Genomic DNA, 24,598 nt, shown 5'->3' on the forward strand with positions numbered 1-24,598 from the left:
TGCCGACGCAGGGTGGGCTCTCGGCCGCTTGCAGAATCGCTGCTGCGGCGCCCGGTGCTCACATCATCAAGGCGTTCAACCTCTGCCACGAAGATGTGTGGTGCATGAACCTGCCCGTCTTCGACGGCCGACGTCTCGCCGTCCCGGTCTGCGGCGACGGTCAGGGGGACCTTGGGGTGATCCGCTGCCGGAGCCGAAAGTGTCTGTCGGCGAGTGATCGCATGCCACGCAGTGACCAGGATCAGGAATGGTCGGCTTTGGCCGGGCGAAAGCACGGTCGGTTGCGCCCCGGCCAGCCATAATACGGGTAGGAGGTGAGCTGCCGTGTCTGTGATGAGCGAACTGATCGAGCGGGGTGCCATCCCTGAGGGGTACAAGGTCGAGGTGTTCGACGGCAGGGTGATCATGACGCCACAGAGCCCGGAGCAGGACTGGACCGTTTCCGACGTCAAGGATGCGGTCAAGGCCTCCGGCATCGCGCGAGAGCGTGTCTTCGGTGATGTACTCATCACCTTCCCCGGGGAGAACGACGCCGCGCCGGATCTCACGATCATCGATTTCGACGCCGAACGCCGGAAGAACAGCTACTCGTGTCTCGACGTGCTCGCAGTGGTCGAGGTGCCTTCCGAACCGAAGGACGAGAAGGACTACGTTCGGAACGTCCAGAAGTACGGTCGCTTCGGGATCGACTTCTACATGATCGCCGACCCCTTCACGACGACGGTCACCTTGATGTCCGAGCCGCACGCCGCGGGGTACGGGCGGGTTGTCGAGATCCCGTACGGCGAGCCGGTCACCTTCACTCTGGCCACTGGGGAGCGGGTCGAGATCGACACAGGGACCTTCCCGACGCGCGCTGCGGACGGAGCATGATCTCGGACCGACGTACATCAACAGCCTGGTCAACCAAGGTCGCGGTGCCTGCTCGGTGCGGCAGCGGATGTTGAACGTACCGGGCAGGCGCCCGGTGGACAGGGCCTGTCAGTTGTCGGCGAGGGGATGCCGGAGCACGTACATGTGGAGAGCGCTGCGGGGCTCCTCCGTGTCGACGCGTAGCCAGGATCCGTCCTGGAACCGGATCAGCAGCATCCTCGTCTCGAACTCACCGAAGAAGGGGTCGACGAGGGTCGCTTCGGGGGCGGGAAGGCGGGCGACGACCTGCATGTGCTTCTCCCGCCCCACGCTGACGCGCCGCGGTGGAGCGGCGAGCACGATTCCGTCCCGGGTCGCGAGCAGCAGTCGCTGATGGTGGGGCGAGTGGCTGTACCAACGCAGCAGGAACTGCCCGGCGTTGCCGTGCCAGTTCCCGTCGAAGGGCTTGTCGAGGCACTGTTGGGCGATGGTGGCGTCCCGGCGTCGCTTCTCGTCCTCCATCTTGGCCCGAAACCGCTTCTTCTCGTCCCTCGTGTCAAGGGTTCGCATGACTGCTTCTTCTGTTTTGGCCAGAAGCTCGAAAAACATGATGACGGGTATGAACGGTGCACCGAGCACTGCACCGACCATGCCCAACGGGGTCATCCTGGCAGGACGGAGCCGCGGGTTGTCCGCAGCATGGAGCACCTCCGCCGGAGGTTGTGGGATCTTGCCGATCGTGCACCAGTCACCCGCCTCGGCGTGGACGCCGAGACGGCCCGTCGCCACGCGCTGCTTACTCCTACGTGTCACGTCAGGACTCTCCTTGCCGACGGGAACAGGATCGGTGTGTCGAGAGGGTATCCCGTACGGGGCGACAGAGGGGTAAAAGAGTCCGCAATCGTTCCCGCACTCGCCGGATTTCACCGGGAACAGCCATAGAGTCATGGAAAGGAATTACTCGTGGGAGACCACATAAAGGCGGATCTCGCCGCCATCAAGCAGTGCTCACGCGATCTGACAAAAATCCATGGCGAGTTCGAGCGAAACGGAAATCCTGCGGACGAATACGGTCAGGCGGTAGGGCACGGCGGCCTCAAGGACGCATTCTCGGACTTTGGGGACACCTGGAAGAAAACCCGGAAGAACCTGCTGAAGGAGCTTGAGCAACTGGCCGAGTTCACCCGGACCGCCGCCAAGACGTACGACGAGATCGACCAGGAACTGGCCAAGGCGATTCGGAATGCCAAGGCGGAGAGCAAGGGGAAGAAGTGAGCAGGAGGGATGAGGACTGGCCGCCTCTGTGGCACGACGACCCGACGCCGGGCGACCCCGAAGAAGTGGCCGAACTCGGCCGCAAACTACGCAAGATGGCCGATATGATCGACGAGCAGTCCCGGGTCATCAAGGCACTTGCTTCGGTGGAGGGTTGGGACAGTGAGGCCGGAAAGGGCTTTCATGAGATCGCCGGCGGCACGGCGGACAAGCTGAAAAAGTCCTTCGAGAGGTATGACGAGGCGGCCAAGGTCATCGGAGAGGAGGTGTATGAAGGAGGCTCCGACCAGTTCGCCGGCGAAATGCGCCGCGCGCAGCGTAAGGCAGATAAGGCGCTTGTCGATTATCGCGAAGCCAAGGCCGACCATGACCTCGCGGACGGTGAGGTGAAGAAGTTCACCGAAAAGTATCCCGCGCAGAACATTCCTGCCGCGGAGAAGGAGGAGTACGAGCGTTGGGTCAAGAGGCGCGCCGAGGCGCTGCACCGCATCGGTGGCGCACGTAAGTTGGTGAAGGACGCCAGGAGCGTCTATGACGACGCGGGAGACAAAGCCGCCCGTCATATAAGGAACGTCGTGCACCATGATGCGGTCCGGGACCCGGGTGGTTTCATGAATTTCCTTGCTGACTGGGCGGACATGTTGTCCAATATCTCGGCCGTCCTGTCCGTGCTTGCGGTGATCTGCGCATTCGTCCCGCCACTCCAGTTCCTGGTTCCCCTCTTCGCGACCCTTGCCGTGCTGGCCAGTGCCGCCGCGCTCGCCGGACATGCGTACGACATGACTGCGCGTGGTGGGAAGGTCGACTGGCTGAAGCTCGGTACCGATGTGCTGGGAGTGCTGCCCGGGCTTGGCGCGCTGAAGGGATTCACGGCCCTCAAAGGTCTCAACGGGATTTCCAAGGTGAAGGCATTCGGAAAGCTGAGGATTTATGCGACCGGGCTCGACGGTGTCGGGCATAACTTCCTCAACGGGGTCGCCGTCAAGTTGGTCAACAAGGTTCTGGGTAGGACCGCGCGCAAAGATCTCCTTGACGGAAAGAAGATCACGGCTGTGATCAAGGGGGCGGGGCTCGCAAGCGCTTTGAGTAAGATATTCAGTGGTGAGAACGGCGAGAGGACCGGCTACCAGGAGCCCGCCAAGGCCGGCACCACGCCCACGCCCACTCCTACGCCGCCACCCACACCCACACCCAGTCCCCGCCCCAGTCCTCGCCCCAGTCCTCGCCCCGCTCCGAACGTCTCACCGAAGGCGTTCAACGCGGCCCTGGCGGCGTAGGCCCTGGCGACCTGTTCAAGGAGGACAGGCACCATGAGCGACGACAATCACGCCTTCGGGCCCTGGGAATTCATCGGTCGTCGAGGCGGTGACGCTGTCACCTTGATCGGCGGCTCGGTGATCGCCGCCGTGCCCGAGGCGAAGCGGGCCGTCGAGGAGGCTCGGCGAGAACTCCGGTTCGACTTCCTGGACGACCGGGCAGTGCTCGAACTGCTGCGGCGGCGTCACCTCGATGAAGAAGACATGTTCAACGCGGGCTTCAAACACGGAGTGCCGTTGGCGCTCGTCGGCTTCGGGGGCGCAATTTACTGGGGCGGTGTCGCCCGGTACTGGGAGACTGCCGCATCCCGTAACGCCTATCTGACGGTCATAGTGGCCGTTGTAGTGCTTCAAGTCTTCTTCTTCGTACGCAGTGCGATGTCGCACTGGGGCGATCCGGTCCAGCAGAACCTGCGGGCCCGTGCGGGAAAGTACCGTGAGATCACCCACCTTGCTCGACGAGGAGGAGCCGACGTCCCTGCTCACTATCCGCACTATGGGCCTTACCCGTTCGCCGCGAGATTCCGTCCTGAAGTGGATGATCTCGAACAGTCCGAGAGCGAAGGTTCAGATGACCACGGACACAGTTGAAGAAACCCGGCGCGGCCTCACGGGAAGTGGCGGTGTGGAGGTTCGCTGGATCATGCCGGAGGGCTTCTTCGAGCTGCCCTTCGAGGCGGACGACCTCGACGAACTGGCCGAGCGCCTGGTCGATTTGGCCAAGAGGGTGCTGCCCGGTGCCGATGAGGAAGTGCAGTTGCAGTATGCCGCGATGTGCGCGGCGAACTACGACGAGTTCATCGAGGCAGGCGTGCAGTACGCCGGCTTCGTCACGACGGAGGTCGACGGCGTCCGCTGCACGGCCACGATGAACATCAGCCTCATGGACCTTGATGAGCGAGCCGGTAACAGCCCGGCGGGTTTCATCGCGACCACGATGCGGCACTTGGAACTCGGACAGATCGGCGAAGTGCGGTTGCCCTGCGGCCCGGCGGTGACATGCGTCGGCAACCGGCCGTCCAGCGTCGACGGCAGCCTGACGCAGTCCGGGCAGGACGAGTCGATATGGACGTCGTTCATACAGGTTCAGATCCCGCTGGACAACGGGACCGTGCTGTTGCTGGAGATGGGCACGCCGACGGTCGAAGGGTGGGAGGTCTTCTCCGCCATGTTCGCCGGCATCGTGAAGAGCGTCCGTTTCTTCGACGACCACGGATCTCCCCTGGTGATGCCGGGGTGAAGGAGACAGCAGAAGTCGAGGCCCGGCACCAGGGGGGCACCCCGACGGACTACAGGCTGCTGGTTCCACGGGAGTGGTTCCGCATCGACCTCATGCAGGAACGCTGGCGTGGCCAGCTCAAGACCTTCGTGGAACAGCAGGCAGAGGGCCGACGTGTTTCTGCGGAGCTCACACAGAACGTATGGGCCGCACTGCGCAACACCGCGGAAGCGGGCCGAGCGCGCGGCGCCATGGAGTTCTTCCTCCTGACGACCTCGCGGGACGGGGGACTTCCCGCCTCGCTCCTCGTGTCCCTGGTGCCGCTGGGTGAAACACCCGCTGATCCTCATGAGTTCGCGGCGTGGCTCGAGGCACGAGAGCTTGAAGACCGTATGCGGCAGCACGTGTCGGTGGTGAACCTCCCGGCAGGCACTGCCGTTCGGGTCGTCGGCCCCGCAACGCTGAGTGTCCATGTCCTTGTACCTGGCGGCACAGGCTACTTGACACTTTCTTTCTCGGCACCGTTCACCGGAATGTCCGGCCCGATGGGGCGGTTGTGCGACGCCATCGCGTGCTCGTTGCGGTGGGTGATGTGACAGGTCGCCCCGCAGTAGTTCCGCGGCCCATGACCCGCCGTCACCATCGCCACAGCTGAGTCCGAAGTCGTTCCAGAGGACTTTGACGCTTACTGCGTAAGGAAGACGATCCGTGAGTGATTACCGGGCCTTGGAGTTCGGCAAGTTCGTCGATGACCAGGGGACCGTCCACAGCATGGTCGGCTCGGCCGTCATCGCCGCCGTTCCCGAGGCCAAGGCAGCGGCGGAGGCTTACGGGCGGGAGGTCCGTTTCGACTTCCTCGACGACGGTGCCGTGCACTGGATGCTGTTCCAACGGCGGGAGGACACGGCGAAGGCCGGCCTCCTCGGCTGCCTGTTCGTCATCCCGCTGTTCGTCTTCGGTGCGGGTGCCTGACCCTTCTGGGACTTGATCGCATCCCAGAAGACACGCCAGTTCCAGATCGCCTTCATCGTCGTGGACGCGCTGATCGTCGGAGCTCTGATCCTCGGTGCCTACCTCATGCGACGCCGCACTCTGCTCGATCCCGTCATACGGAACGTGCGCTGCCGGGCCCGGCTCTACCGCAAGATCGCCGGCATCGCCCGCAGGGGTGGCGCCGACATTCCGCGCCTGTACCCCTACTACGGCATGTACGCCACCTCGCGGAAGTTCTTCCCCGAAGCGCCCGACCGTCCCGTGCCCGAGAAGGAACAGTCGTTGTGACGACCCGATCCGAACTCGTAGGACTGTTGCCGGACGGAGCGCGGAAGTGGACGGGCAGGGGCTTTTCTGTGCGGCCGGAGGGGCCGCTGCCGTCGGCGGACAGGTTTACGGAGGCGTAACCGGACTCGCCCGGCTCGAGTGTGAGGGCGGCCTGCGGGTGGGAGTCCTCGACGACGGGCGTCGCCGAAGCGCACCGCCGGGTAGCCGTTCAGGTGGCGGGTGCTGCTGCCGGTGTTGGTGCCCGGTGGCGGCGCGCGATTTCCTCGGGGGAGCAGCGGGCCACCCTGACCGTTCAGCCCACGGTGACGGACTGACCGGAGCTCCCGGCACTACGGGTGCGCCGCCTGGAAGCGGAGACCTTGCCGGAAACTGTGAGCACTTGGGGCCTGAGTGTCACATGGGAGCTCAAATGAGCGGCATCCGGACAGTAGCGGCCGAAGTGCTCACGCTTTCCGAACCGGGTGTCACGTCGAGGGCGGAGGCGGGGTGCCGACGGTGTCGTTTCCGGCTCGACCGCCCATACCGTTTTGCCGAACGGATCGCGAGGCGCCCAGCCCCAGCGCAGCGCCAGGACATCCACCAGGAGCAGGCCATAGCCCGACTCGCCGTCGGGATGCGCGGCGGGCGCGGAGGTAGGCAGAGGTTTCGCATCGGCTGCGTCGGACACTCCGGACCGGCCGGCGCGTCGAGGTCCAGACGGAGCTGGAAGTCGCGCCCCCGGCACTCGCCGTGCTGAACGGCGTTCGCCGCGAGTTCTCCGACGACGAGCACGACCGCGCAGGACGCGTCCGACTCCGGAGGGTGGCCCCACTCCTCCATGCGCCGCACGGCGAGCCGCCGGGCGAGCCGCGTGCCGTCCCGACCCGTCTTCCACTTCGGGTGGCTGAGCCCCGGCCCTCACCATCGAGTCCCCTACCTGCGGATTCGCCGCGATTTGAGGGCTTGTTTCTGTTCATGTGCCGGGTGCCGGGCGAGGGCTTTCCATGTGGAGGGCGAGCGCGCACAGGGCCCGGAGTTCGGTTGGCGTCCAGTGGCTGCGCGCCTTCGCGGATGAGGGCGAGCCAGGTTCGGGGGCGCCGACCGAGGTAGCCCTTTGTGCACGGCGAGGGAGCCGAACTCGATCCAGTCCGACTCTCGGGCGATGGTGAGAACGCCGACCGGGCGCGGCTCGCAGCCCCGATGAAAAGCTACCGGGAGCTGAAGCGGTGGGCGGGGCACGTAAGAGGGCGTACGCACCGACGAGACGGCCGGGTGACGGGGCGAAGGCGTTACTACGATCAACTGTCATGAACTGGGTCGAGCGGGCAGCCGAGTTGAGGCAGTGGAGTCGGAGTGGGGTACGGGCTCCGCACAAGCCGTTGCTGATGCTGTACGCGCTCGGGCGCTTCCAGCGCGACGGCGGCGGTGGTAGCGGCGGTGACGGTGCTCTGGCGTACAGCGCGGTGGAGAGCGATCTGCGGCGGCTGCTGGCCGAGTACGGGCCGCCTCACCGGACGTCGCCCTCGTACCCGTTCCATCACCTGGTCAGCGACGGGGTGTGGGAGGTACGGACCGACCGGGGGGCGGGGAGCCCGGGCACCGGGGTACGGGAGTTGCGGGCGACGAACGCGGCGGGCCGGCTCGTGCCGGAGCTGCGGACCGCGCTGCGCCGGGAACCCTCGTTGCTCGGCCGTATGGCGCGAACGCTGCTCGATACGAACTTCCCGCCCTCTCTGCACGAGGAGTTGTGCGCAGCGGTCGGTCTGGAACCGGACCCGGCGGAACCCGAGACGCTCTCGGCCGCCCGGCGCCAACGGAACCGGCGGATGCGCGAACGGGTCCTGACGGCCTACGAGTACCGGTGCGCCTTCTGCGGTTACGACGGCCGGATCGGAGCGGTATCCGTGGGGCTGGAGGCAGCGCATGTGCGCTGGTGGGCGTTCGACGGTCCGGACGACGTCGACAACGGGCTGTGCCTGTGCTCCCTGCACCACAAGCTCTTCGACAAGGGTGTCCTCGGGGTCGGCGACCACCACCGAGTGCTGGTCTCACAGCACTTCGTGGGGCACAGCGCCACTGCCCGCACCCAGGTGACCGAGCTGTCCGGACGCCCACTCATGGGTCCTCAGCCGGGCACCCGGCCCGTCGCGGCGGAACACCGTGCCTGGCACACCGCACAGGTGTTTCACGGGGCGGCCCGCCCCGCCGTCACCCCCGCGTCACCACCACCGTCACCGGTGTAGCCGCAGCCACTCCCCGACCACCGCGAAGTCCTCCCCCGTCAGGCCCCGCGCCGGGTCCACCCGGTGCGGGAGGGCCGGGGCCGGGTGGGCCGCCGCGATCCACAGCTCGTCCATCGGGCCGATCTCGTCGTCCAGCCAGACGAACGGGCGGTGGCCGGCCCACTCGGACAACAGGGACGTCTTCCAGTGGAGGCCTCGCGGCATGCCGGTGGTGACGGCTTCGTCCGGCCACCGCACCACCGGGAGCGTCGGCAGACCGATACGAGGAGACACGGTGTCGTTCGCCTCGTCGAGCCAGGTCGTGGCCCACACCAGTTCGCAGCCCAGGGCCAGCAGGCGCGGGCCCAGCGTGGGGTCGAGCCGGTCCAGGAGGGGGTTGCCCCGTTCCGGAAACGGTCCTCGCGCGGGCGCCCCACCGAAGGGGAGGAGCGGGCCGTCCACATCGAGGAACAGCACGGGACGCACCGGCTCTCCCACCGCCTTGTCGTCAGGCTTCGTGTTCGGGTTCGTGTTCGGGTTCGTGTTCGGGTTCGGGTTCGTTCGATGGTGACGGATCAGCGGTTGATGGCCTGGATCTCCTGGACGGTGACGGCCTGGTCGTTGCCGAAGGTGCCGTCGGGGAGGTCGCCGCCTGCGCCGCCGGTGCCGGTCCAGGTGATGTCCCAGGTGATGGTGGCCTGGAGGTCGTAGGTTCCGTCGCCGGAGGAGCGAAGGTAGGTGATGCCGCAGGGCGGGGTCTTGTCGGCCTTGCCCTTGGCGTAGGGCTCGCCGATGGAGCCGTCGGCGTTGATGGTGCACTCGCCGGAGGCCGGGTAAGTCTCGGCGTCCTCGGTGCCCGGCTCCAGTGTGAGGGACACCGGTTTGGCGGTCGTCGTGGCCTGGAGGGCGAAGCCGGGGACGTTGAGGGCCGCCGTGGCCCGGACCTCGTCGAAGACGGCTTTGTCGAGCCAGGCCCAGGTCGGCAGATTCACTTTCGTGGTCTCCTCGGGGGCGAGGCTCACCTCGGTGTCGGGAAGCTGCATGTGCTGGTAGGCGAGGGCGGCGAGTATCTCCGGGGTGATGGCCTCCTCGTACCGGGGTGGCGGGGCCTCCCCGTTGTCGACCCAGAAGGGGAGGTTGTTGCAGGCGCTCCGCTTGAGGACGTCAGGCTCGTTGGGATTCTCGACACCGGCCCAGAACATTCCCTCGCCGTCCTTCTCGACGTTGTAGTCCTTGTAGCCGGGATTGTCGGTCCATCCGAACTCGTCCTCGTAGTGGCGCTTCGTCTCGCCGATCGCCGCGCCGGCGTGACCGGTCATGCCGGGTGTGCTCGCGGCGTTCTCGATGTCCGCCGACATCTTCTTCTTGAAGTCCTCGGCACCGAGGTAGGGGGCGTACCAGCAGGGTGGCGGAGTCCAGTTGACGTCGGAGGACGTCACGTTGCCGGTGCCGCCGCTCTTGGCGACGGATCCGGAGTACTGGATGCGTGCGGCGGCGTAGATGCCGGTGTCGTTGCTTCCGCCCGAGTGCTCTGTGTTGGAGCCCTGGGTGTTGCTCGGCTGCTCTCCCGCGTAGGCCGGTTCCGCGAGGGCGACGCCCAGGGCCAGCGTGAGGGCGGCCGCGCTGGTGCTGAGGGCCGTACGCCGTGACCTGGTCACTGGCATTTCGCCGCCTTCGCCTCGACGTACACCTTGGACGCCTGCCACAGACCGTCTCCAGTGGGGAACTTGACCATGATGATCTTGAAGTAGTCGAAGTCCGTGATGCTGGGCGTGCCCTTCAGGACCTTTCCGGTCTTGACCTCTTTGGAGTAGAACTTGCTTGAGTCCACGCAGAACGCGACCTCCACCGAGTTGCCGTTCGACGCGGATCGGGTGGTGGCCTGGTAGTGGCGCCGGATTCCGGTTGCCGTCCAGTCGCCTTCGATCCTGGCGTCAATCTGCGTCTTCGCGTACTTCAGGCCATCGCCTGTCGAGTAAGCGACCAAGGCCGCATCCTCGGTCGTGCGCTTGTCGACGCCCCGGTAGATGGCCCGGAAGAAGTTGGCCGCGTCGTCCATCGCCGCCGCCTCGTTCTCGTTCTTCGGCTTCTCCCAGTCGAAGACCAGGTCCATGTCCTTGGGAAGCGAGACGTCCACGCCGTCCGGCTTGTCCTCCGCCGGTGCTCCCGAGGGCTCCGCCGACTTCGTCGGCTTCTCTGCGCCCTGGTCGGCCCCAGCGATCTTGTCAGCGGCCTTACCGTTGTCGTCCCCGCTCCCGCATGCGGTCAGCAGTAGGGCTGCGGTTGCGGCAAACGTGGCAGCGGCGGACAGTGTGCGGCGCTTCACAGTGGCTCCCCGTGAGACAGATGTGTGGTTACGAGCAACGACGGTATCGGTGAGCTTCCCGGTTTCGCCACAGCGAACTTCGCGGAGGTCTTGGTCAATTGAGGACCTGGCGGACCCGTGTGACGCGCTGTGTCTCACTCGTGTCCGGTAGCGGGAGCTTGCACGGGAGGGGTTACTCACGGACGGTCTCAGCTCAGCCCAGCTTCGCGTTCTGGGCCTTCACCACTGCTGGTTCCAGCTCTGCGTCGCTCGGACGGCTGTTGGCGATGGCGAGGCCGTTGACGGAGAAGAAGACGGCGAGGACGTCGTCGTTGCGTACGGCCTGGGTGTGCAAGGTGTGGGTCGCGCCGCGGAAGGTCAGCTCCGACGCGAAGGGCAGGGTCTCGTCGCCGGTCTCCTCCACCGGATCCTCGGCCGTGACCGAGTCGTACGTGCTCGTGCCGTCCGCCTTCGCGGTGAAACCGGAGCCGCAGGCGTCCACCGCCTTCCCCAGGCCGGCCAGCGCCGTCTTCGCGCCGCCGGACGCGTAGGTGGTGAGCGTGATGTAGGTGTGCGCGCCGTTGAGTCCGTTCTCCTTGTTTGACAGTACCCGTGTCAGGTCGGCCTTCGGTTCGCCCAGGGGGAGTTGGTTCATCGCGTACGCCAGTGGGGCGCAGGCCGGCTTGTCCACCGTGACGTCGTCCTGGGACTCGGCGAAGACGGAGTCGTCGGAGGGCGGCTGCACGTCGTATCCGGAGACGTCCGCGTCGGTGACCATGAGCTTGGCCGGCTGCTGGTCGGGCGTGAGTTCCCTCGCCCGGGAGGTGGACGGCGAACTCTCCGGCTTGAAGCCCGTGGCGTCGGGTTCGGGGCTGGAACAGGCCGTCAGTACGGAGGTCAGTACCAGGGCGACTGCGGAGGCGGCAGCCAGGGCCGTTGTGCGCTTCATCGGAGGGGGTTCCTTGGGCTCGTGGAGTTCGTGGGGGAGGGGGTAGGTGGCGCGCCGGCCACCGCGAGCCGTCCGGCCGGACTGACCAGACCGGAGATCATGGCATGGTCCGTAAAAGCCCTCGTGAGTGATTCGTGCAGACCTCATGGGTGGGGCGTGATGAATCGGACAGCTGTGGCGGTGGCTTGGGCGTCTCGTCGGTTCGCTCTCGCACAGGTGCTGTCCTGTCCGTCGGAGCAGTTGCCAACAGAGTTCTGCAAGGGTTCGGTTGATGCCGCAATTGCAGACGAGCAACGATGTACCCGGTGGTGTTCGTGACGTTGGGTGTGCCTTGAGGGGGTCATGTGTGACTGGTACGGTGCCATGGTTTGACACTCACCTCAGCGCTGGTTACTGGCCAGGGCCGGGCCGATGGGCCCAGCGCGTCCCGCATGTCTGTGTGCGAGTGGGCGTGGGTGAAGTGTCTGAATTTCCGGGGTACTTGGCAGACATCGTCTTGGATGTACGGGGAGCGGTTGCGTGAAGATCCAGGAGCGTACGGGGGCGGGCGCGGGGCGTTCCGCCGCTCCGGCTCAGCCGTCGGTCGGTGACCGGCTTCCCACGCCGCCTCGCGAGCGTAAACCCGCGTTGGCCGCGCTCGCGGTGCTGCTGATCCTCGTGGGCGCGCTCGGCGCCACGATGCTGGTGCTCCAGGTGGGGGACCGGATCGAGGTCGTCAAGGTGACCAAGGAGATTCCGGCGGGACAGGCGGTCACGGGCAGCAATGTGACGTCGGTTCTCGTCGTCGAGGATCCCGGGATCCACTACATCGAGTGGACCCAGCTGTCCGCGCTGAAGAAGCTCAAGGCCGTCAGCACCATCCCCGCCAACGTCGTCGCCGTCGGCGAGATGTTCGGCAGCGAGGCCAAGGTCCCGGACGGCAAGTCCATCGTCGGACTGGCCCTCAAGGAAGGGCAGTACCCGAACGGGATCGAGTCCGGCGACACCGTCGCCGCGTACCGCGTCGGCGGCAGGGCGTCGAGTTCCGGGAGCGAGGCCGACGAGGACGGCGGCTCCACGGCGGGCGCCGGCGGTTCCGTGATCGTCGAGCAGGCTCGTGTGGCTTCCGTTCCGGAACAGAAGGACGGCGACGGCAGCATCGTCAGCAGTGCCAACCTGCCCGTGACGCTGGTCGTCGACAGTGCCCAGGCCGCCGCGCTCACCCAGGCCGCCTCCAACGGCGAGGTGGCTCTCGTCCTCGTTCCTGGCAACTAGAAGGCGGCACCCCACTCATGGCCTTGATCGCCCTCGCCGCCGACAAGGGTTCCCCCGGCGTCACCACCGCGGCCGTCGCTCTCGCGGCGGTCTGGCCGCGGCGTGTACTGCTCGCCGAGACCGACCCGGCGGGCGGTGACCTCGTCTACCGCAGCGCCGCCGCCCACGGCGGTCCGCTCAACCCCAACACCGGCATGCTGTCCATCGCCGCCACCGCGCGCCGCGGACTCGTGCCCGACCAACTGTGGGACCACGTTCAGCCGTTGAGCGGCGGCCTCGAAGTGCTCGTCGGACTCGGCAACTCCGAGCAGGCCGCCGGCCTCGCCGGGCTGTGGCCGACCCTCGGGCGTGCCTTCGCCTCCCTCGCCGACTCCCCGCACGCGGCCGCCGACGTCATCGCCGACTGCGGGCGGATCAGCGGTGACACCCCGGCCGTCGAGCTGTTCCCGCACGCCTCCCTCGTCCTGCTCGTCTCGCGTACCGAACCGGAGGCGCTCGCCCGGGTCCGGGACCGTGCCGCCGCCCTGGCCGGCAAACTGAACGGTGGTGCGCGCGTCGCCGGGCCGGGCAGCCCGATGGTCGGTGTCGTCCTGATCGCCGACACCGGCAGTGCGGCCAAGCTCGCCTCGCAGGTCAACGACATGCTCGTGCACGCCCAGACCGGTGCCCGCGTGGTCGGCACCCTCGCCGACGACCAGGCGGGCGCCGAGCAGTTGGCGGGCCGCAGGCGGGGCCGACTCGACAAGTCGCTGCTGATCCGCACCGCCCGCAAGGTGACCGCCGACCTGTACCAGCAGTACGGCGCCGCCTGGTCCGCTTCCGCTCACGCGGTACAGCCCCATCAGTCCCATGAGCCTCAGCAACCGCGGCAGGCCCAGCACCAGTCTCAGCCTCAGCAGCAGGGCCAGTACGCGCCCTCGGCCCAGCAGCACCAGCCGGAGCAGCCCGGTCAGCAGCACCAGCCGGGTCAGCCCGGTCAGCGGGCCGCCCCGCAGGGCAGCCCGCAGGGCGGCGGCCGGTCGTCCGACGGCCGTGCCGGAGCCGGGCGATGACCGCTGTCGACCATCAACTGGTCAAGCGGTTCCGTCAGGACGCCGGTGACCGCATCTCAGAACAGCGCCGCCTCGACCAGGTCAACGGCGTCACGCCGATGTCCACCGAGGACGAGCGCCAGTTCGCGCGGGCCGTCATAGCCCAGATCCTCGAGGAACAGGCCCGCTCCGAGATCAACGCGGGCCGTACGCCGCTGGACGCCGAGACCGAGGAGCAGTACGCGGCCGCCGTGCACGCCGCGCTGTTCGGCGTCGGGCGGCTCCAGCCGCTGCTCGACGACCCCGAGGTCGAGAACATCGACATCAACGGCTGCGACCAGGTCTTCGTCGGCTATGCGGACGGCCATGAGGTGCAGGGCGAGCCCGTCGCCGAGACCGACGAGGAGCTCATCGAGCTGATCCAGGTGCTCGGCGCGTACTCCGGTCTCTCCTCCCGGCCCTTCGACTCCGCGAACCCGCAGCTCGACCTGCGGCTGCCGGACGGCTCCCGGCTCTCCGCCGTCATGGATGTGACCAGGCGTCCCGCGCTGTCCATCCGGCGGGCCCGGCTGGGCAAGGTGTTCATCTCCGACATGGTTGGGAACGGCACGCTCACACCCGAGTTGGGGCACTTCCTGGCCTGCGCGGTGCGCGCCCGCAAGAACGTCATGATCGCGGGCGCCACGAACGCCGGCAAGACGACGCTGCTGCGCGCCCTCGCCAACGAGATCCCGCCGCACGAACGGCTCATCACCGTCGAACGCGCCCTGGAGCTCGGCCTCGACTCCTTCCCCGAACTCCACCCCAACGTCGTGGCGTTCGAGGAACGCCTGCCCAACTCCGAGGGACAGGGCGCCATCTCCATGGCGGAGCTGGTGCGGCGGTCACTGCGCATGAACCCCTCGCGGGTCATCGTCGGTGAGGTGCTCGGCGACGAGATCGTGACGATGCTGAACGCGATGTCGCAGGGCAACGACGGTTCGCTGTCCACGATCCACGCCAACAGCTCCAGCGAGGTCTTCAACCGTATTTCGACGTACGCGCTGCAGGCGACGGAGCGACTGCCCATCGAGGCCAGCCAGATGCTGATCGCGGGCGCGGTGAACTTCGTCGTCTTCGTCGAGCGGCGCAACGAGTTCCAGAGCGGCGGCCGGCTCCAGCGCATGGTCACCTCCGTCCGCGAGGTCAACGGCGTCGACGGACGCGTCCTGTCCAGCGAGGTGTTCGCCCGGACGCCCGACGGCCGGGTTGTGCCGCACGCCCCCGTCGCCTGCCTGGAGGAACTGATGGCCCACGGCTACCGGCCCAGCGGAACGTGGGGGTGACCCGGTGATCCGTACGACCACGAACCTCACCGCCGCCACGGACCTCACCGCTGCCACAGACCTCACCGCCGCCACGGACCTCACCGCTGCCACAGACCTCACCGCCGCCACGGACCTCACCGCTGCCACAGACCTCACCGCCGCCACGGACCTCACCGCTGCCACAGACCTCACCGCCGGCACGGACCTCACCGCCGGCACGGACCTCACCGCCGGCACGGACCTCACCACCACCGCTGCCTCGCTCGGCTCGCTCGGCAGCCTGTTCTCCACCACCGTCCTGTACGCGCTCGTGTGCGGCGTCGCCGTCGGCGGCGGCCTCGCGCTGTTCGTCGTCGCCGTGCGCGGACTGCCCGCCAAGCCGGAGCACGAGAAGCGGAAGACGGGCGAGCGCGCCGCCGAGCTGATCCGGTTCGCGGGCCGGCGCGGCTCCCTCGCCGCGATCGTCGGCCTCGCCGTGCTGCTGCTGACCCGCTGGACCGTCGCCGGTGTCGCCGCCGCCGTCCTCGTCTTCTTCTGGGACCGCCTCTTCGGCGGAGCAGCGGAGGAGCGGGCCGCCATGCGGCGCGTGGAGGCCCTGGCGTCCTGGACGGAGTCGCTGCGCGACACCATCGCCGGCGCGGTGGGCCTCGAACAGGCCATCCCGGCGTCGGCACGGGCGGCCGCACCCGTCCTGCGCCCCCATCTCGACGCGCTCGTCGACCGGCTGCGCTCCCGCACCCCGCTGCCCGAGGCGCTCCAGTATCTCGCCGACGAGATCGACGACGCCTCCGCCGACATCATCGTCGCCGCGCTCATCCTCAACGCCAAGCTGCGCGGCCCCGGCCTGCGGCAGGTACTGGGCGCCCTGGCCAAGTCGGCGCGCGAAGAGGTCGACATGCGGCAGCGCGTCATGGCCCAACGGGCCTCCACCCGGCGGTCGGTGCAGATCGTCGTCGCGGTCACGATCGCGTTCGTCCTCGGACTGGCCGTCTTCAACCGGGACTTCGTCGAGCCGTACGGAACGGCCGTGGGCCAGCTCGTACTCGCCTGTGTCTGCGGGCTGTTCGCGCTCGGCTTCTGGTGGCTGCGCAAGCTGTCCACCATCGAGACGCCCGAACGCTTCCTGGTACGCGACGAGGCGGCGGTCCAGTTCGTACGGCCCCGTACGCCGGGGGCGGCGACCGCCACGGCACAGCAGCAGGCGGAGCGGGGGAACGCGCCGTCACTGCGGCTCCCGCAGGGCAGGGACCAACAAGGCCGGGATCAGCAGGGCAGGGGCCAGCAGGGCAGGGGGGTACGACGGTGAACGACGAACTGACGATGCCGGTGGTCGTCGGCGCGGTCCTCGGTCTGGGCGTCTACGTCCTGATCCGGGCCCTGATGCCCACCAAGCGCAGCGCGGTCGCCCAGGTCGCCCGGATCGACGCGATGCGGGCGCGGGGCGCGGCGTACGGGTCGGCCCGCACGCAGAAGGACACCGGACGGTTCGCGTCACTGCGTGGCGAAGTGGGCGCGCGCATCGCCGAGTTCTATCTTCAGCAGGGCTGGGAGCAGCGTTCGCTGCGCGCCGATCTGGCCGTACTGGAACGGAGCTGGGAGAAGTTCCTGGCGACGAAGGTGCTGCTGGCGGCGGGGGGCCTGTTCTTCGGACCGTTCCTCTTCGCGGTCGTCTGGACGCTCGGCTTCAGCCGCAGCCCGATCGTCCCGGTCTGGCTGGCCCTGCTCTGCGCGGTCGTCTTCTTCTTCCTGCCCGACCTGGAGGTGCGCCGGGACGCCGCCGAGAAGCGGCGCGACCTGCGCCGGGTCATCGGCGCCTACCTGGACCTGGTGTCGATGAGCCTGGCCGGCGGGCGGGGCCTGCCCGAGGCGTTGATGGCGGCGGCCGAGGTGTCCGACGGCTGGGCGACGCAGCGCATCCGCAACGCCCTCGCCGACGCCCGGATCACCGGTATCAGCCAGTGGCAGGCGCTCGGGCAGCTCGGTGAGGAGCTGGGCGTCGAGGAGCTGAAGGACCTCTCCGCCTCGCTCGCCCTGGTCGCGGACGACGGCGCCAAGGTCCGCGAGTCCCTCGCCTCCCGCGCGGAGACCATGCGCCACCGCGAACTCTCCGAGATCGAGGGCAGCGCGGGCGAGAAGTCCCAGTCGATGCTCGTGGCGCAGCTGCTGCTGTGCGCGGGGTTCCTCGTGTTCCTGATCTTCCCGGCGGCGATGAGGGTGTTCCAGGTGTGAGAACCGTGAACGGGAGCGGTGTCACCGCGCACCATGAGACCTGCACCGCCCCTTGCGAACCAACAGCCGTGAACCGTACGTCAGAGCATCTGTGAACCGAACACGAGAGGACGAAGCGTCATGAACGGACGTACCTTCCACACCGGCATCCCCGCCGTGGACTTCCTGGTCACCTTCATGCAGGCCCGTGTGGAGCGCGCCCGCTCCGGCGAACTGGACCGCGGCGCCTCCGCGGTGGAGTGGGTCATCATCTCCGCGGTCGTCGTCGCGATCGTCGGCGTGGTCGCCGCCATCATCAACGCCGCCCTGAGCGAGGGCGCCAACAAGGTCGGTGACTGCATCAAGGGCGCGAACGCCGGCAGCACCTGCTGAGCGTACGTACGCCGAGGCCGAGGACAGGACCGCAGGTCGAGGACAGGACCGCGAGAGGACTGGGACGGGGAATGCCGGTGCGCGTATGTCGCTGGGTACGCCGACGGGTGGAGGCCGCCTCCGCCCGCGGTGACTCCGGCATGACCGCGATCGAGTTCGTGCTGCTCACGCCTGTCCTGTTCTTCATGATCTTCGCGACGGTGCAGTTCGCGCTGTACTTCTTCGCGGACCACGTCGCCCAGGCGGCGGCGCAGGCGGGCGCTCGCAAGGCACGGGCGACGGCGGACGCCCAGCCGGGCGGCTGGCAGGGCGAGGCGCGGGACGTGGTGGACAGCTACATCCGGCAACTGGGCCCGCGGCTGGTGCTGTCGCCGGACGTGAGGATGCTCCAGCCGGAGCAGGACACGGTGGGCGTGGAGATCACGGCCCGCATCCCGACGGTGTTCCCGGGCTTCGACCTGACGGTGCACGCACGGTCGGCGGGGCCGGTTGAGCGGTTCGTGGAAGAGGGGGAGGACTGAATGCGCGCAGCCCTCTCTCGCGTCGGAACACGCCTGCGAGCGGCCGGCCGTGACGGTGTCGCCGGCGGCGACCGAGGACTGTCCACCATCGAGGTGGTGATCCTCGCCCCGGTGATGATCCTGTTCATCCTGGTGCTGGTGGCGTTCGGCCAACTGGTGAGCGGTCGCGGTGCGCTGGACGGCGCGGCCCGGGACGCGGCACGCGCGGGCTCCATCCAGAAGGACCATGGACGGGCGATGGCGGAGGCGCGCAACGCGGCCGAGGCGAACCTCGCGGACATCTGCTCGGGCCCGGTGAACGTCGTACAGACCAGCCAGGGCTTCGAACCGGACACCCTTTTCACGGTCGAGGTGAGCTGCGAGGTCCGCGGACTGGCCACGCTGGGCCTGAACATCCCGACGACCCTGTCCGCGAGCTTCAGTTCACCGCTGGACCCGTACCGGAGGACGGCGTGAGAGCACGTGTGCGTACGTGGCTGACGTATCGCGGGCCGAGATTCGACGACCGCGGCTCGGGCGCCGGCGCGGTCATCGTCTTCGCGCTGGTCTTCATCTCCCTCGCGGCCTTCGTCATCGACGGCGGCCTCTCCATCTCCCAGCGCGAGCGCGCCGCCGACATCGCCGAACAGGCCGCCCGCTACGCCGCCCAGGACATCGACCGCGAGGCCCTGTACGAGAACGTGGACGAGCCCGCGCCCATCAACTACGAGAACTGCGACGCCCGGGTGAAGGCCTTCGCCCGCGAGATGGACATGTCCGGCGCGGACGTCGCCGGCACCCACTGCGTGGCGGCGAGCGCCCAGGGGGTCGAGGTACAGGTCCAGTTGACGTACTCACCCGTCTTCACCGGCGTGTTCTACGGCGGCGACGTGGTCGTCCGCGGCCAGGCGGTGGCGGAGAACGAGGTCGGCTGAGCCGAGGGCGGGAGTGAGGGCGCGGAATGAGGGATGAGAAGGCGGGCACGGTCGTCCCGGTCTTGACAGCATCGAGCCGGCTGCGCGGGAACTGCCCCGCGGCCGGCAGTGCGCTGAACCACTTCACCGGCCGGACCAACGTCTGGGCCGACGCCACGGTCAACGGCGTCGCCGCTGACGCGGAGAGTGTCCACGGCAGGGTCGCCTCCCTCTACGACGGGGCCACCCGGTGATGCCCGAGCACGCCCTCAGGCCGGCCGCCTCGCGCGGCCCCGGCCTGGAACGGTGCCACGCCTCCCGTCTCTTCGCACAGGACGGCGCCCTCGTCCTGCGTACCCCCGGCCGCTCCCGCCGCTTTCCGGTCGGCGGAACCGCCGGAATCACCCGCGCCGTGTTCGTCGACGCGGCGGGCGGGGACGGGACGCGCGGGGCCGAGGCGCGTGGGGGACCCGGCCTCCCTGGTTCCTGGGGAGAGGTGCAACTGCAGGACAGGGACGGGGCGCTGATCGGCCGCTTCGACATCGAGGACTGGCTGCCCGAGGCACCCGCGCTGCCCGCGAGGTCCGTGCGGGGGGAGCAGTTGCTCGCCCGGTCGGGTGTGGCCGGGCTGCTGCGGGCCGCGGGGATACCGCTGCACGTGGCACGGGACAGAAACGATCCTCTGGTGGCCTCGAAGGGCACGGGCACCTCCCTCGGCCCGGGACGTTCCTTCCCGCTCTGGTACTGGGGCGTGCGCGCCGTCGCCGGGAGTGTGTGGTTCGCCGTGTTCACGCTGGTCGTCTTCTCGGACACGACGGTCCCCTGGGTGGTCCTGCTGCTCGCCGCGACCGCCTTCTCCGCGCCCGTGGCACGGCTGGCGCTGCGGCTCTGGACCCGGCTGCGGACGAGGCGCCACGACCCCGTCGTCCGTGAACGGGTCCGGCCCAGTCCCGCGCGGGGAGCCGGGGAGACGGTCAGGTCCCGTCGGGACACCGAGATCCGGATACAGGACCGGGACCTCGTCCTGCGCGACCTGGGCGGCCAGGAGTACTGGTTCGCGCTGTCCGGCCCGCACGCGGTGACCTCGCTGGTCCGGGTGGAGGACAGCGCGGGCCGACCGGTCGGTGTCGAGCTCCGGGGCCCCGGGGAGCAGGTGCGGGCGGTGTTCCCGTGGGACCTGTGGTTCGGTGGTGAGGAGGGCGCCGCAGGATGGTCGCGGCTGCGCCGGGCCGCCGGACCGGCGGTGTCCGAACGCCGCCTGGGCGGTAAGGGGACCTGGCCCAAGGGCCCGGTGCTGGGCACGGGACTGCTGCCCCGGACCGGAGGGGAAGCCCGTCGCATAGCGCGGTTCCCCGGCACCGTCGCCGGGGTGTCCTCCACCGCCGTCATGGCCTTCGGCTCCTTCTTCTCCGTGATCCAGGGCCTGCGGATCACGGAGACGGCCTCCGGACCGGCGGCCGCCGCGATCCTCATGGGGGCTCTCGGCCTCGTCCTGCAGGCCGTGCCGTACGCGACCCACCAGCTACGCGGCCGGCTCCTGCTCGACCGGCCGGTTCCGGCACAGAAATCCAGGGAAGCCACTCGATGACACACACGGAGAAGACCGCCCCGCCCGCCGACTACCGTCTGCTCCTGCCCGAGGGCTGGTTCCGGATTCCGCTGGACCCGGAGCAGCGGGACAGGTCGGTCGACGCGCTGGTGGAGCGGCAGTTCCACGGTATCGACAACGCGCCGCACCTCAAGGAGGAGCTGCGCGCGGACCTGCGCCACCGTGCCGCCGAGGCGCACCGCGGCGGCGGCATCGAGCTGTACCTCAGCCTCCAGGAGGCGGGCCCCTTCACCGTCCCCGCCTCATTGCTGGTGAGTCTGGCCCCCGCTCCGCCACGCCGAACCGCTGCCGCCGGACGCTCTGGCGCGGGCGTTCGCCCAGGACGCCGACCCGGCCGCGGCGACGGAGGTGAGCGTCGAGGAACTGGCGGCGGGTACGGCCGTACGGGTCCGCAAGGCGACGCGTCGACCGGGGCAGGAGAGGGAGGGGCAGGAAACGCCTCCTCGGGCCGCGTCCGGTGATCCGCACCCTCTTCTACGGCGTCCGACCGGAGACGATGCCCGCGGCCGTCACTCTTCTGGTGTCCTGGACGGAACCGGTCCTGGACGAACCCCTGGAAGGCATCGTGGACGGCATCGCCCGGACGCTGCACCTGTGACGCGGTTCGGTGGTGGTGGCGATGGCAGGGACGGGGCGGACACCGTCATCCGCGCTGGGGGAAAGAGAACCCGCACCGGCGCAGTGCCTCTGTCCCGGCCGGTCTCACAGCTTCTTCGTCAAGTGGCGGATGAAGCCCGGCGCCGGCACAGGGTGTGAGCCGGTCGACCCACGTCCGTCGAGCCGATGAACCTCTCGCGCCCCTACTTGGCACCGCCACTCTTGCCGCCCCGCTCGTCCTTGACCTTCATCTTTTCGTTGACCTGCTTGGTGAGTTCGTCGTCGAGTTTCTTGAACTCGCGGACCACGGCGTCGGACATGCTCGCGAGCGCGTCGAGCTGCTGGGTGATGTCCTCGCGGCCGTCCTCCCAGTTGGACTCGAAATCGGAGAGTGCGTCATTGACGCTGCCGTCGCCGATGTCGTCCTTGTAGGACTCGAAGAGCTTCTTGGTGTGGTTCAACCGTGTCTTGAGCGACCGCAGCCGGCGCCCGTAGTCCTCCATCTCCGTCAGCGGGAGTGCGAGGTCGCTCTTGCCCATGGTCCGGAGTCCTCTCTGCGGATCTGCTGATCGGCTCAGACGAAGCGGAAGGTGCTGGTCACGGCGTCGAAGATGTCGTGGAACGCCTCGGCGAGGTCCAGCACCGGGCTGGCTCCGGAGACGAGGACGACCTGGTCGGTGGTTCCCGGGACGGGAATGTACGTCTGGGTCAGCACCATACGGAGGGTACGGCTGTCACCCCGCGCGACGGGCACGTCCTCCACCCCGTACGTCCGCGCGGTCGTGCCCACCTCGGGAATCTCCACGGTCGTGACCTCGCGCCAGACGTCGCCCTCGCGGCGAGCGGTGATCGTGCCCAGGCTCTCGGCGATGGCCCGGGGATCGGTGGACAGGGCCACACCCTGCTCGTTCTTGGCGCCGAGGACGGACACGGTGACGGTCGCGGAGAGCGGGACGCCGTCGAAGTTCTCGGCCATGCAGCCCAGGTAGATGGCGCCGGAGTCGTGGGCGTCCTTCGCCATCTTGCGGAGCATGGTGGTCAGGTCGGTGCGGTAGGGGGCTAGTTCGGGAAGTTCCCGGGTCCGCTCGTCGACCAGGGCCCGGATGGTTGCCTCGCGGCCTTCGGGACGGACCTCGAACTCCCACCAGGACTCGGGAACAGAAATTGAGATACCGAAGAGGGTGTCCAGAGATTCAGTGCTTACGGACTGTTTTTCGTTCATTATTCAGAGTTTCCAGCCTGATTCAATGTCTCTGTTCTTTTCCCCTGGCCCATGCCCTGTCTCATTCGGGCAGGGGGATACCCTCGGCCTCTACGATCTCCATGGCTCGCTCGACGCTGATCTCTGGAGCCCGGTAGCCCAACGCGGCCACGTGTTCGATGAACTCGCGTGGTGGGGAAACGCGGTGGTACTGGACGTAGTCCGACCAAGCGAGATGCCACACCCATTCTCCGTCGGTCATGATGCCAACGCGTACTTGCATGCCCGGGGAGTCTGAAAAGGGGTCCGGCAGGGTTCCCGGTGAGAACAGCAAAGGCTCGGCTTCTTCCAAGAAGCTGGAAAGCCGACCGGCCAACTCCTCGGTGAGCGTGTTGGGAAGGAAAACTTCTTCCACTTCAGGTTCGCCAATGCGGTGAGGTGCAGGGACCTTGATCATGTGCTACTTCACTCCGTTGGGGTGGAAGGTTTCGAATGCGCCGCGAATGGTCGGATGAATGGACTTGCCGGCGTCGTCGAACGGTGCCACGGCCGTTTTCCCGTGAGGGTACACCCAGAGGAAGTCATTGGGGGCCTCGACCGTGACGCCAAGGTTGTTCGCCAAGTTCTGGGCGAACCCGTCCGGCTTTACGCCGGTTTGGCAAGAAAGGAGTCGCACAGGTTCGCCGTTCCATCCATGGGCACGCATCAATGATGCTATTTCGCGATGGTTGAAGCTGTGCCAGTTTTCGGCAAGATGTGCGGCGCCGTCTTTGATTTGATAGCCCACGGATGTGGGAGATCCATGAATTCCCACATCATAAGTGCCCTGTTTTTTGATGCGGTTCATGCTTCGGAGCAGAGGGTCTCCGGGTTTGAATACCAACAGGCCTGGCCTGCCGTCCTTGAACGATTGGACATTGAAGGACAGCGGACTCTTGCCGCGGGAGGCCAGTCCCTTGACGGTCGAGACGACATTGGCTGATCCGTTCCGGATTCCGGTGGCAAGACCTTGGATGCCGCCGCCGATACCGCCCATGGCTCCGGCGCCGAGGGCTTTCAGCCCTCCGGCCTTCCACAGCTTGCCGAGCTTGGCGAGGCTCGTGAGACCTTTGGTCGCGGGTATGCAGTCAAGGGCCGCCCAGAGAAGGTCGCCCCAGCCTGCCTCGCCTTTGACGACTTTCCGTAACGTATCGGCCATCACGATGAGGGCGGCCGCGAAGACCAACCAGCCCAGCGGGCCGCCGACGATCATCACGATGATGCCGAGGACGGCCACGACCCATTTGCAGACGACGACGATCTCGTCCCAGTGGTCGGTGACCCAGTCGCCGATCTCCTCCCACCAGCGGCGGTTGGGAATTCCGGCGTCGGAGGCTTCCCTGAGCTTGGTCACCGTCCGGCGGGCAGCCTCCTCGCGCAGGCCCTTCGCCTGACCGGCGAGCTTCTTCGCCGCGTCGAGGGCACTCTGCGCGCTCTCGACGTTCCGCTCGGCCGTGGCCTGGCGGGCCTTCGCATGCTGGGCGTCGCGGGTTGCGCGGCGGACGTCGGCCTCGTCGGGCTCGGGGACGTCCCTGCCTCCGCTCTTCGCGGGGTCGTACGAGTCCACCTTCTCGGTCGCCGTACGGACCCAGCCGTCAGCACCCGACAACGCCGTCTGTGCGGTGGTGAGTTCGTCGCGGGCCTTGCGGCCGTCACGCAGCGCCTTGTCGGCCTTCTCCTGGGCGTTCTGGAGGTCGGGCCAGAAGGTGGTCAGCGCGTCACCCGCCAGGTCGTACGACTTCCTCAACTTCCGCAGCTTCTTGGGGGCGTCCGCGAACTCCTCGGCGAAAACGTCCGCGGTCTTGCCCGCCCAGGAGAGGATCTCGTCCTCCTTGGCGATGCCCTTGAGGTCGCGCAGGGCCTCGCCCACGTCGTCGGCGAAGTCGTGCAGAGTGCCGGCGAGTCTGCGGATGCGTTGCGGGTCGCCCGGCGTCGGGTCCTTCTCCAGGTCGAGCACGTGCCAGTCGGTCGGCCTGATGGACACGCGTGTACCCCCGTAACACTCGCAACGCGCTTACCAGAAAGCGCGTTTGAACCTACCAGGAGCTGTTCGAGGGGATGGGAGGACTCAACCGGCTTGTCAGCGGCGGGTGGGTGCGCCCGGGAGCCTGAGAGATGCGACGAAGTCGGCGAAGGCGGCGGCGCAG

Annotated in this window: 31 protein-coding genes and 1 pseudogene; 22 read left to right on the forward strand and 10 right to left on the reverse strand. The window is 67.9% G+C overall.

Annotation, left to right across the window (positions count from 1 at the left end; all coding sequences use genetic code 11):
* The first annotated feature begins 333 nt into the window (after positions 1-333).
* The gene (locus tag V4Y04_RS21395; RefSeq protein WP_332429838.1) at positions 334-873 is read left to right on the forward strand and encodes a Uma2 family endonuclease; all 540 of its coding nucleotides are present in this window, start codon (positions 334-336) and stop codon (positions 871-873) included.
* Positions 874-981: 108 nt separating this feature from the next.
* Here V4Y04_RS21395 and V4Y04_RS21400 read toward each other — a convergent pair whose 3' ends face one another.
* Positions 982-1,422, reverse strand: coding sequence for a hypothetical protein (locus tag V4Y04_RS21400; protein WP_332429839.1), 441 nt, complete (start codon positions 1,420-1,422; stop codon positions 982-984).
* 393 nt (positions 1,423-1,815) lie between these two features.
* Here V4Y04_RS21400 and V4Y04_RS21405 point away from each other — a divergent pair, with 393 nt between their 5' ends.
* The 7 genes from V4Y04_RS21405 (at position 1,816) to V4Y04_RS21435 (ending at position 5,943) form a co-directional block, all read left to right on the forward strand.
* Positions 1,816-2,127: a WXG100 family type VII secretion target gene (locus V4Y04_RS21405; RefSeq protein WP_332429841.1), complete on the forward strand. Its 312-nt coding sequence runs from the start codon at positions 1,816-1,818 to the stop codon at positions 2,125-2,127.
* Positions 2,124-3,404: a putative T7SS-secreted protein gene (locus tag V4Y04_RS21410; RefSeq protein ID WP_332429843.1), complete on the forward strand. Its 1,281-nt coding sequence runs from the start codon at positions 2,124-2,126 to the stop codon at positions 3,402-3,404. The genes V4Y04_RS21405 and V4Y04_RS21410 overlap by 4 nt, the downstream gene beginning before the upstream one ends.
* Positions 3,405-3,437: 33 nt before the next feature.
* Positions 3,438-4,034, forward strand: a complete 597-nt coding sequence (locus V4Y04_RS21415; RefSeq protein WP_332429845.1) for a hypothetical protein — start codon at positions 3,438-3,440, stop codon at positions 4,032-4,034.
* The gene (locus V4Y04_RS21420; protein WP_332429847.1) at positions 3,940-4,683 is read left to right on the forward strand and encodes a hypothetical protein; all 744 of its coding nucleotides are present in this window, start codon (positions 3,940-3,942) and stop codon (positions 4,681-4,683) included. Before V4Y04_RS21415 ends, V4Y04_RS21420 begins: the two co-directional genes overlap by 95 nt.
* Positions 4,680-5,258, forward strand: coding sequence for a hypothetical protein (locus tag V4Y04_RS21425; RefSeq protein ID WP_332429849.1), 579 nt, complete (start codon positions 4,680-4,682; stop codon positions 5,256-5,258). Before V4Y04_RS21420 ends, V4Y04_RS21425 begins: the two co-directional genes overlap by 4 nt.
* 112 nt (positions 5,259-5,370) lie before the next feature.
* The gene (locus V4Y04_RS21430) at positions 5,371-5,634 is read left to right on the forward strand and encodes a hypothetical protein (protein WP_332429851.1); all 264 of its coding nucleotides are present in this window, start codon (positions 5,371-5,373) and stop codon (positions 5,632-5,634) included.
* A gap of 12 nt (positions 5,635-5,646) precedes the next feature.
* Positions 5,647-5,943 (forward strand): hypothetical protein, encoded by a 297-nt coding sequence (locus V4Y04_RS21435; RefSeq protein ID WP_332429852.1) that lies wholly within the window; start codon positions 5,647-5,649, stop codon positions 5,941-5,943.
* A gap of 514 nt (positions 5,944-6,457) precedes the next feature.
* Here V4Y04_RS21435 and V4Y04_RS21445 read toward each other — a convergent pair.
* Positions 6,458-6,798, reverse strand: a pseudogene (locus V4Y04_RS21445) (ATP-binding protein); the annotation flags it as partial.
* A 431-nt stretch (positions 6,799-7,229) separates the two neighbouring features.
* On the opposite strand from V4Y04_RS21445, the gene V4Y04_RS21450 reads away from it, so the two are divergent.
* On the forward strand, positions 7,230-8,165 hold the full coding sequence (locus V4Y04_RS21450; protein WP_332429854.1) for a phosphorothioated DNA-binding restriction endonuclease: 936 nt from the start codon (positions 7,230-7,232) through the stop codon (positions 8,163-8,165).
* On the opposite strand, the gene V4Y04_RS21455 is transcribed toward V4Y04_RS21450, so the two are convergent.
* The 4 genes from V4Y04_RS21455 to V4Y04_RS21470 all read right to left on the reverse strand — a co-directional run bounded on the left by V4Y04_RS21455 (position 8,154) and on the right by V4Y04_RS21470 (position 11,398).
* Entirely contained in the window at positions 8,154-8,642 is a 489-nt protein-coding gene (locus V4Y04_RS21455; protein WP_332429856.1) for an HAD domain-containing protein, read from the reverse strand. The genes V4Y04_RS21450 and V4Y04_RS21455 overlap by 12 nt on opposite strands.
* A 77-nt stretch (positions 8,643-8,719) precedes the next feature.
* A complete protein-coding gene (locus V4Y04_RS21460) occupies positions 8,720-9,808 on the reverse strand; it encodes a hypothetical protein (protein WP_332429858.1) in 1,089 nt (362 codons plus the stop codon).
* Complete coding sequence (locus V4Y04_RS21465; RefSeq protein ID WP_332429859.1) at positions 9,799-10,470, reverse strand: hypothetical protein; 672 nt, start codon at positions 10,468-10,470, stop codon at positions 9,799-9,801. Before V4Y04_RS21465 ends, V4Y04_RS21460 begins: the two co-directional genes overlap by 10 nt.
* A gap of 193 nt (positions 10,471-10,663) precedes the next feature.
* Entirely contained in the window at positions 10,664-11,398 is a 735-nt protein-coding gene (locus tag V4Y04_RS21470) for a hypothetical protein (protein ID WP_332429860.1), read from the reverse strand.
* Between the two features lie 519 nt (positions 11,399-11,917).
* Between V4Y04_RS21470 and V4Y04_RS21475 the strand changes: the two genes are divergently transcribed.
* From V4Y04_RS21475 to V4Y04_RS21535, 13 genes are all read left to right on the forward strand, one after another.
* Positions 11,918-12,652, forward strand: coding sequence for a hypothetical protein (locus V4Y04_RS21475; RefSeq protein WP_332429861.1), 735 nt, complete (start codon positions 11,918-11,920; stop codon positions 12,650-12,652).
* Positions 12,653-12,669: 17 nt separating this feature from the next.
* Complete coding sequence (locus V4Y04_RS21480) at positions 12,670-13,704, forward strand: hypothetical protein (protein ID WP_332429863.1); 1,035 nt, start codon at positions 12,670-12,672, stop codon at positions 13,702-13,704.
* Positions 13,701-15,008, forward strand: a complete 1,308-nt coding sequence (locus tag V4Y04_RS21485) for a CpaF family protein (protein WP_332429864.1) — start codon at positions 13,701-13,703, stop codon at positions 15,006-15,008. Before V4Y04_RS21480 ends, V4Y04_RS21485 begins: the two co-directional genes overlap by 4 nt.
* A 262-nt stretch (positions 15,009-15,270) precedes the next feature.
* Positions 15,271-16,296: a type II secretion system F family protein gene (locus tag V4Y04_RS21490; RefSeq protein WP_332432947.1), complete on the forward strand. Its 1,026-nt coding sequence runs from the start codon at positions 15,271-15,273 to the stop codon at positions 16,294-16,296.
* 14 nt (positions 16,297-16,310) lie between these two features.
* Positions 16,311-17,219: a type II secretion system F family protein gene (locus V4Y04_RS21495; protein WP_332432948.1), complete on the forward strand. Its 909-nt coding sequence runs from the start codon at positions 16,311-16,313 to the stop codon at positions 17,217-17,219.
* Between the two features lie 120 nt (positions 17,220-17,339).
* A complete protein-coding gene (locus V4Y04_RS21500; RefSeq protein ID WP_042176810.1) occupies positions 17,340-17,591 on the forward strand; it encodes a hypothetical protein in 252 nt (83 codons plus the stop codon).
* Positions 17,592-17,662: 71 nt separating this feature from the next.
* Positions 17,663-18,112 carry a TadE family protein gene (locus tag V4Y04_RS21505; protein WP_332429867.1) on the forward strand — a complete coding sequence of 150 codons (450 nt, stop codon included), beginning with the start codon at positions 17,663-17,665 and terminating at the stop codon, positions 18,110-18,112.
* Entirely contained in the window at positions 18,113-18,568 is a 456-nt protein-coding gene (locus tag V4Y04_RS21510; RefSeq protein ID WP_332429868.1) for a TadE/TadG family type IV pilus assembly protein, read from the forward strand.
* Positions 18,565-19,026: a Tad domain-containing protein gene (locus V4Y04_RS21515; RefSeq protein WP_332429869.1), complete on the forward strand. Its 462-nt coding sequence runs from the start codon at positions 18,565-18,567 to the stop codon at positions 19,024-19,026. Before V4Y04_RS21510 ends, V4Y04_RS21515 begins: the two co-directional genes overlap by 4 nt.
* Before the next feature lie 26 nt (positions 19,027-19,052).
* On the forward strand, positions 19,053-19,259 hold the full coding sequence (locus tag V4Y04_RS21520; protein ID WP_332429871.1) for a hypothetical protein: 207 nt from the start codon (positions 19,053-19,055) through the stop codon (positions 19,257-19,259).
* Entirely contained in the window at positions 19,259-20,593 is a 1,335-nt protein-coding gene (locus tag V4Y04_RS21525; RefSeq protein ID WP_332429873.1) for a hypothetical protein, read from the forward strand. Before V4Y04_RS21520 ends, V4Y04_RS21525 begins: the two co-directional genes overlap by 1 nt.
* A complete protein-coding gene (locus V4Y04_RS21530; RefSeq protein WP_332429875.1) occupies positions 20,590-21,075 on the forward strand; it encodes a hypothetical protein in 486 nt (161 codons plus the stop codon). Before V4Y04_RS21525 ends, V4Y04_RS21530 begins: the two co-directional genes overlap by 4 nt.
* Entirely contained in the window at positions 21,072-21,212 is a 141-nt protein-coding gene (locus V4Y04_RS21535) for a hypothetical protein (protein ID WP_332429876.1), read from the forward strand. The genes V4Y04_RS21530 and V4Y04_RS21535 overlap by 4 nt, the downstream gene beginning before the upstream one ends.
* Before the next feature lie 202 nt (positions 21,213-21,414).
* Here V4Y04_RS21535 and V4Y04_RS21540 read toward each other — a convergent pair whose 3' ends face one another.
* The 4 genes from V4Y04_RS21540 to V4Y04_RS21555 all read right to left on the reverse strand — a co-directional run bounded on the left by V4Y04_RS21540 (position 21,415) and on the right by V4Y04_RS21555 (position 24,435).
* Complete coding sequence (locus V4Y04_RS21540) at positions 21,415-21,750, reverse strand: hypothetical protein (RefSeq protein ID WP_332429878.1); 336 nt, start codon at positions 21,748-21,750, stop codon at positions 21,415-21,417.
* A 35-nt stretch (positions 21,751-21,785) separates the two neighbouring features.
* Positions 21,786-22,433 carry a hypothetical protein gene (locus tag V4Y04_RS21545; protein WP_332429880.1) on the reverse strand — a complete coding sequence of 216 codons (648 nt, stop codon included), beginning with the start codon at positions 22,431-22,433 and terminating at the stop codon, positions 21,786-21,788.
* A gap of 61 nt (positions 22,434-22,494) precedes the next feature.
* Complete coding sequence (locus V4Y04_RS21550) at positions 22,495-22,869, reverse strand: hypothetical protein (RefSeq protein WP_332429882.1); 375 nt, start codon at positions 22,867-22,869, stop codon at positions 22,495-22,497.
* 3 nt (positions 22,870-22,872) lie between these two features.
* Complete coding sequence (locus V4Y04_RS21555) at positions 22,873-24,435, reverse strand: putative T7SS-secreted protein (RefSeq protein ID WP_332429884.1); 1,563 nt, start codon at positions 24,433-24,435, stop codon at positions 22,873-22,875.
* Positions 24,436-24,598 lie beyond the last annotated feature (163 nt).

Origin of the sequence: Streptomyces sp. P9-A2 (assembly GCF_036634175.1) — a bacterium.
Taxonomy (GTDB): Bacteria; Actinomycetota; Actinomycetes; order Streptomycetales; family Streptomycetaceae; genus Streptomyces; species Streptomyces pratens.

Bases quoted from the DNA above. Each gene is read 5' to 3' on its own strand.
- V4Y04_RS21395 (WP_332429838.1), top strand. From the start codon at position 334: ATGAGCGAACTGATCGAGCGGGGTGCCATCCCTGAGGGGTACAAGGTC.
- V4Y04_RS21400 (WP_332429839.1), bottom strand. From the start codon at position 1,422: ATGCGAACCCTTGACACGAGGGACGAGAAGAAGCGGTTTCGGGCCAAG.
- V4Y04_RS21415 (WP_332429845.1), top strand. From the start codon at position 3,438: ATGAGCGACGACAATCACGCCTTCGGGCCCTGGGAATTCATCGGTCGT.
- V4Y04_RS21420 (WP_332429847.1), top strand. From the start codon at position 3,940: ATGGGCCTTACCCGTTCGCCGCGAGATTCCGTCCTGAAGTGGATGATC.
- V4Y04_RS21450 (WP_332429854.1), top strand. From the start codon at position 7,230: ATGAACTGGGTCGAGCGGGCAGCCGAGTTGAGGCAGTGGAGTCGGAGT.
- V4Y04_RS21460 (WP_332429858.1), bottom strand. From the start codon at position 9,808: ATGCCAGTGACCAGGTCACGGCGTACGGCCCTCAGCACCAGCGCGGCC.
- V4Y04_RS21470 (WP_332429860.1), bottom strand. From the start codon at position 11,398: ATGAAGCGCACAACGGCCCTGGCTGCCGCCTCCGCAGTCGCCCTGGTA.
- V4Y04_RS21480 (WP_332429863.1), top strand. From the start codon at position 12,670: ATGGCCTTGATCGCCCTCGCCGCCGACAAGGGTTCCCCCGGCGTCACC.
- V4Y04_RS21485 (WP_332429864.1), top strand. From the start codon at position 13,701: ATGACCGCTGTCGACCATCAACTGGTCAAGCGGTTCCGTCAGGACGCC.
- V4Y04_RS21495 (WP_332432948.1), top strand. From the start codon at position 16,311: ATGCCGGTGGTCGTCGGCGCGGTCCTCGGTCTGGGCGTCTACGTCCTG.
- V4Y04_RS21500 (WP_042176810.1), top strand. From the start codon at position 17,340: ATGAACGGACGTACCTTCCACACCGGCATCCCCGCCGTGGACTTCCTG.
- V4Y04_RS21505 (WP_332429867.1), top strand. From the start codon at position 17,663: ATGCCGGTGCGCGTATGTCGCTGGGTACGCCGACGGGTGGAGGCCGCC.
- V4Y04_RS21510 (WP_332429868.1), top strand. From the start codon at position 18,113: ATGCGCGCAGCCCTCTCTCGCGTCGGAACACGCCTGCGAGCGGCCGGC.
- V4Y04_RS21520 (WP_332429871.1), top strand. From the start codon at position 19,053: ATGAGGGATGAGAAGGCGGGCACGGTCGTCCCGGTCTTGACAGCATCG.
- V4Y04_RS21525 (WP_332429873.1), top strand. From the start codon at position 19,259: ATGCCCGAGCACGCCCTCAGGCCGGCCGCCTCGCGCGGCCCCGGCCTG.
- V4Y04_RS21530 (WP_332429875.1), top strand. From the start codon at position 20,590: ATGACACACACGGAGAAGACCGCCCCGCCCGCCGACTACCGTCTGCTC.
- V4Y04_RS21540 (WP_332429878.1), bottom strand. From the start codon at position 21,750: ATGGGCAAGAGCGACCTCGCACTCCCGCTGACGGAGATGGAGGACTAC.
- V4Y04_RS21545 (WP_332429880.1), bottom strand. From the start codon at position 22,433: ATGAACGAAAAACAGTCCGTAAGCACTGAATCTCTGGACACCCTCTTC.
- V4Y04_RS21550 (WP_332429882.1), bottom strand. From the start codon at position 22,869: ATGATCAAGGTCCCTGCACCTCACCGCATTGGCGAACCTGAAGTGGAA.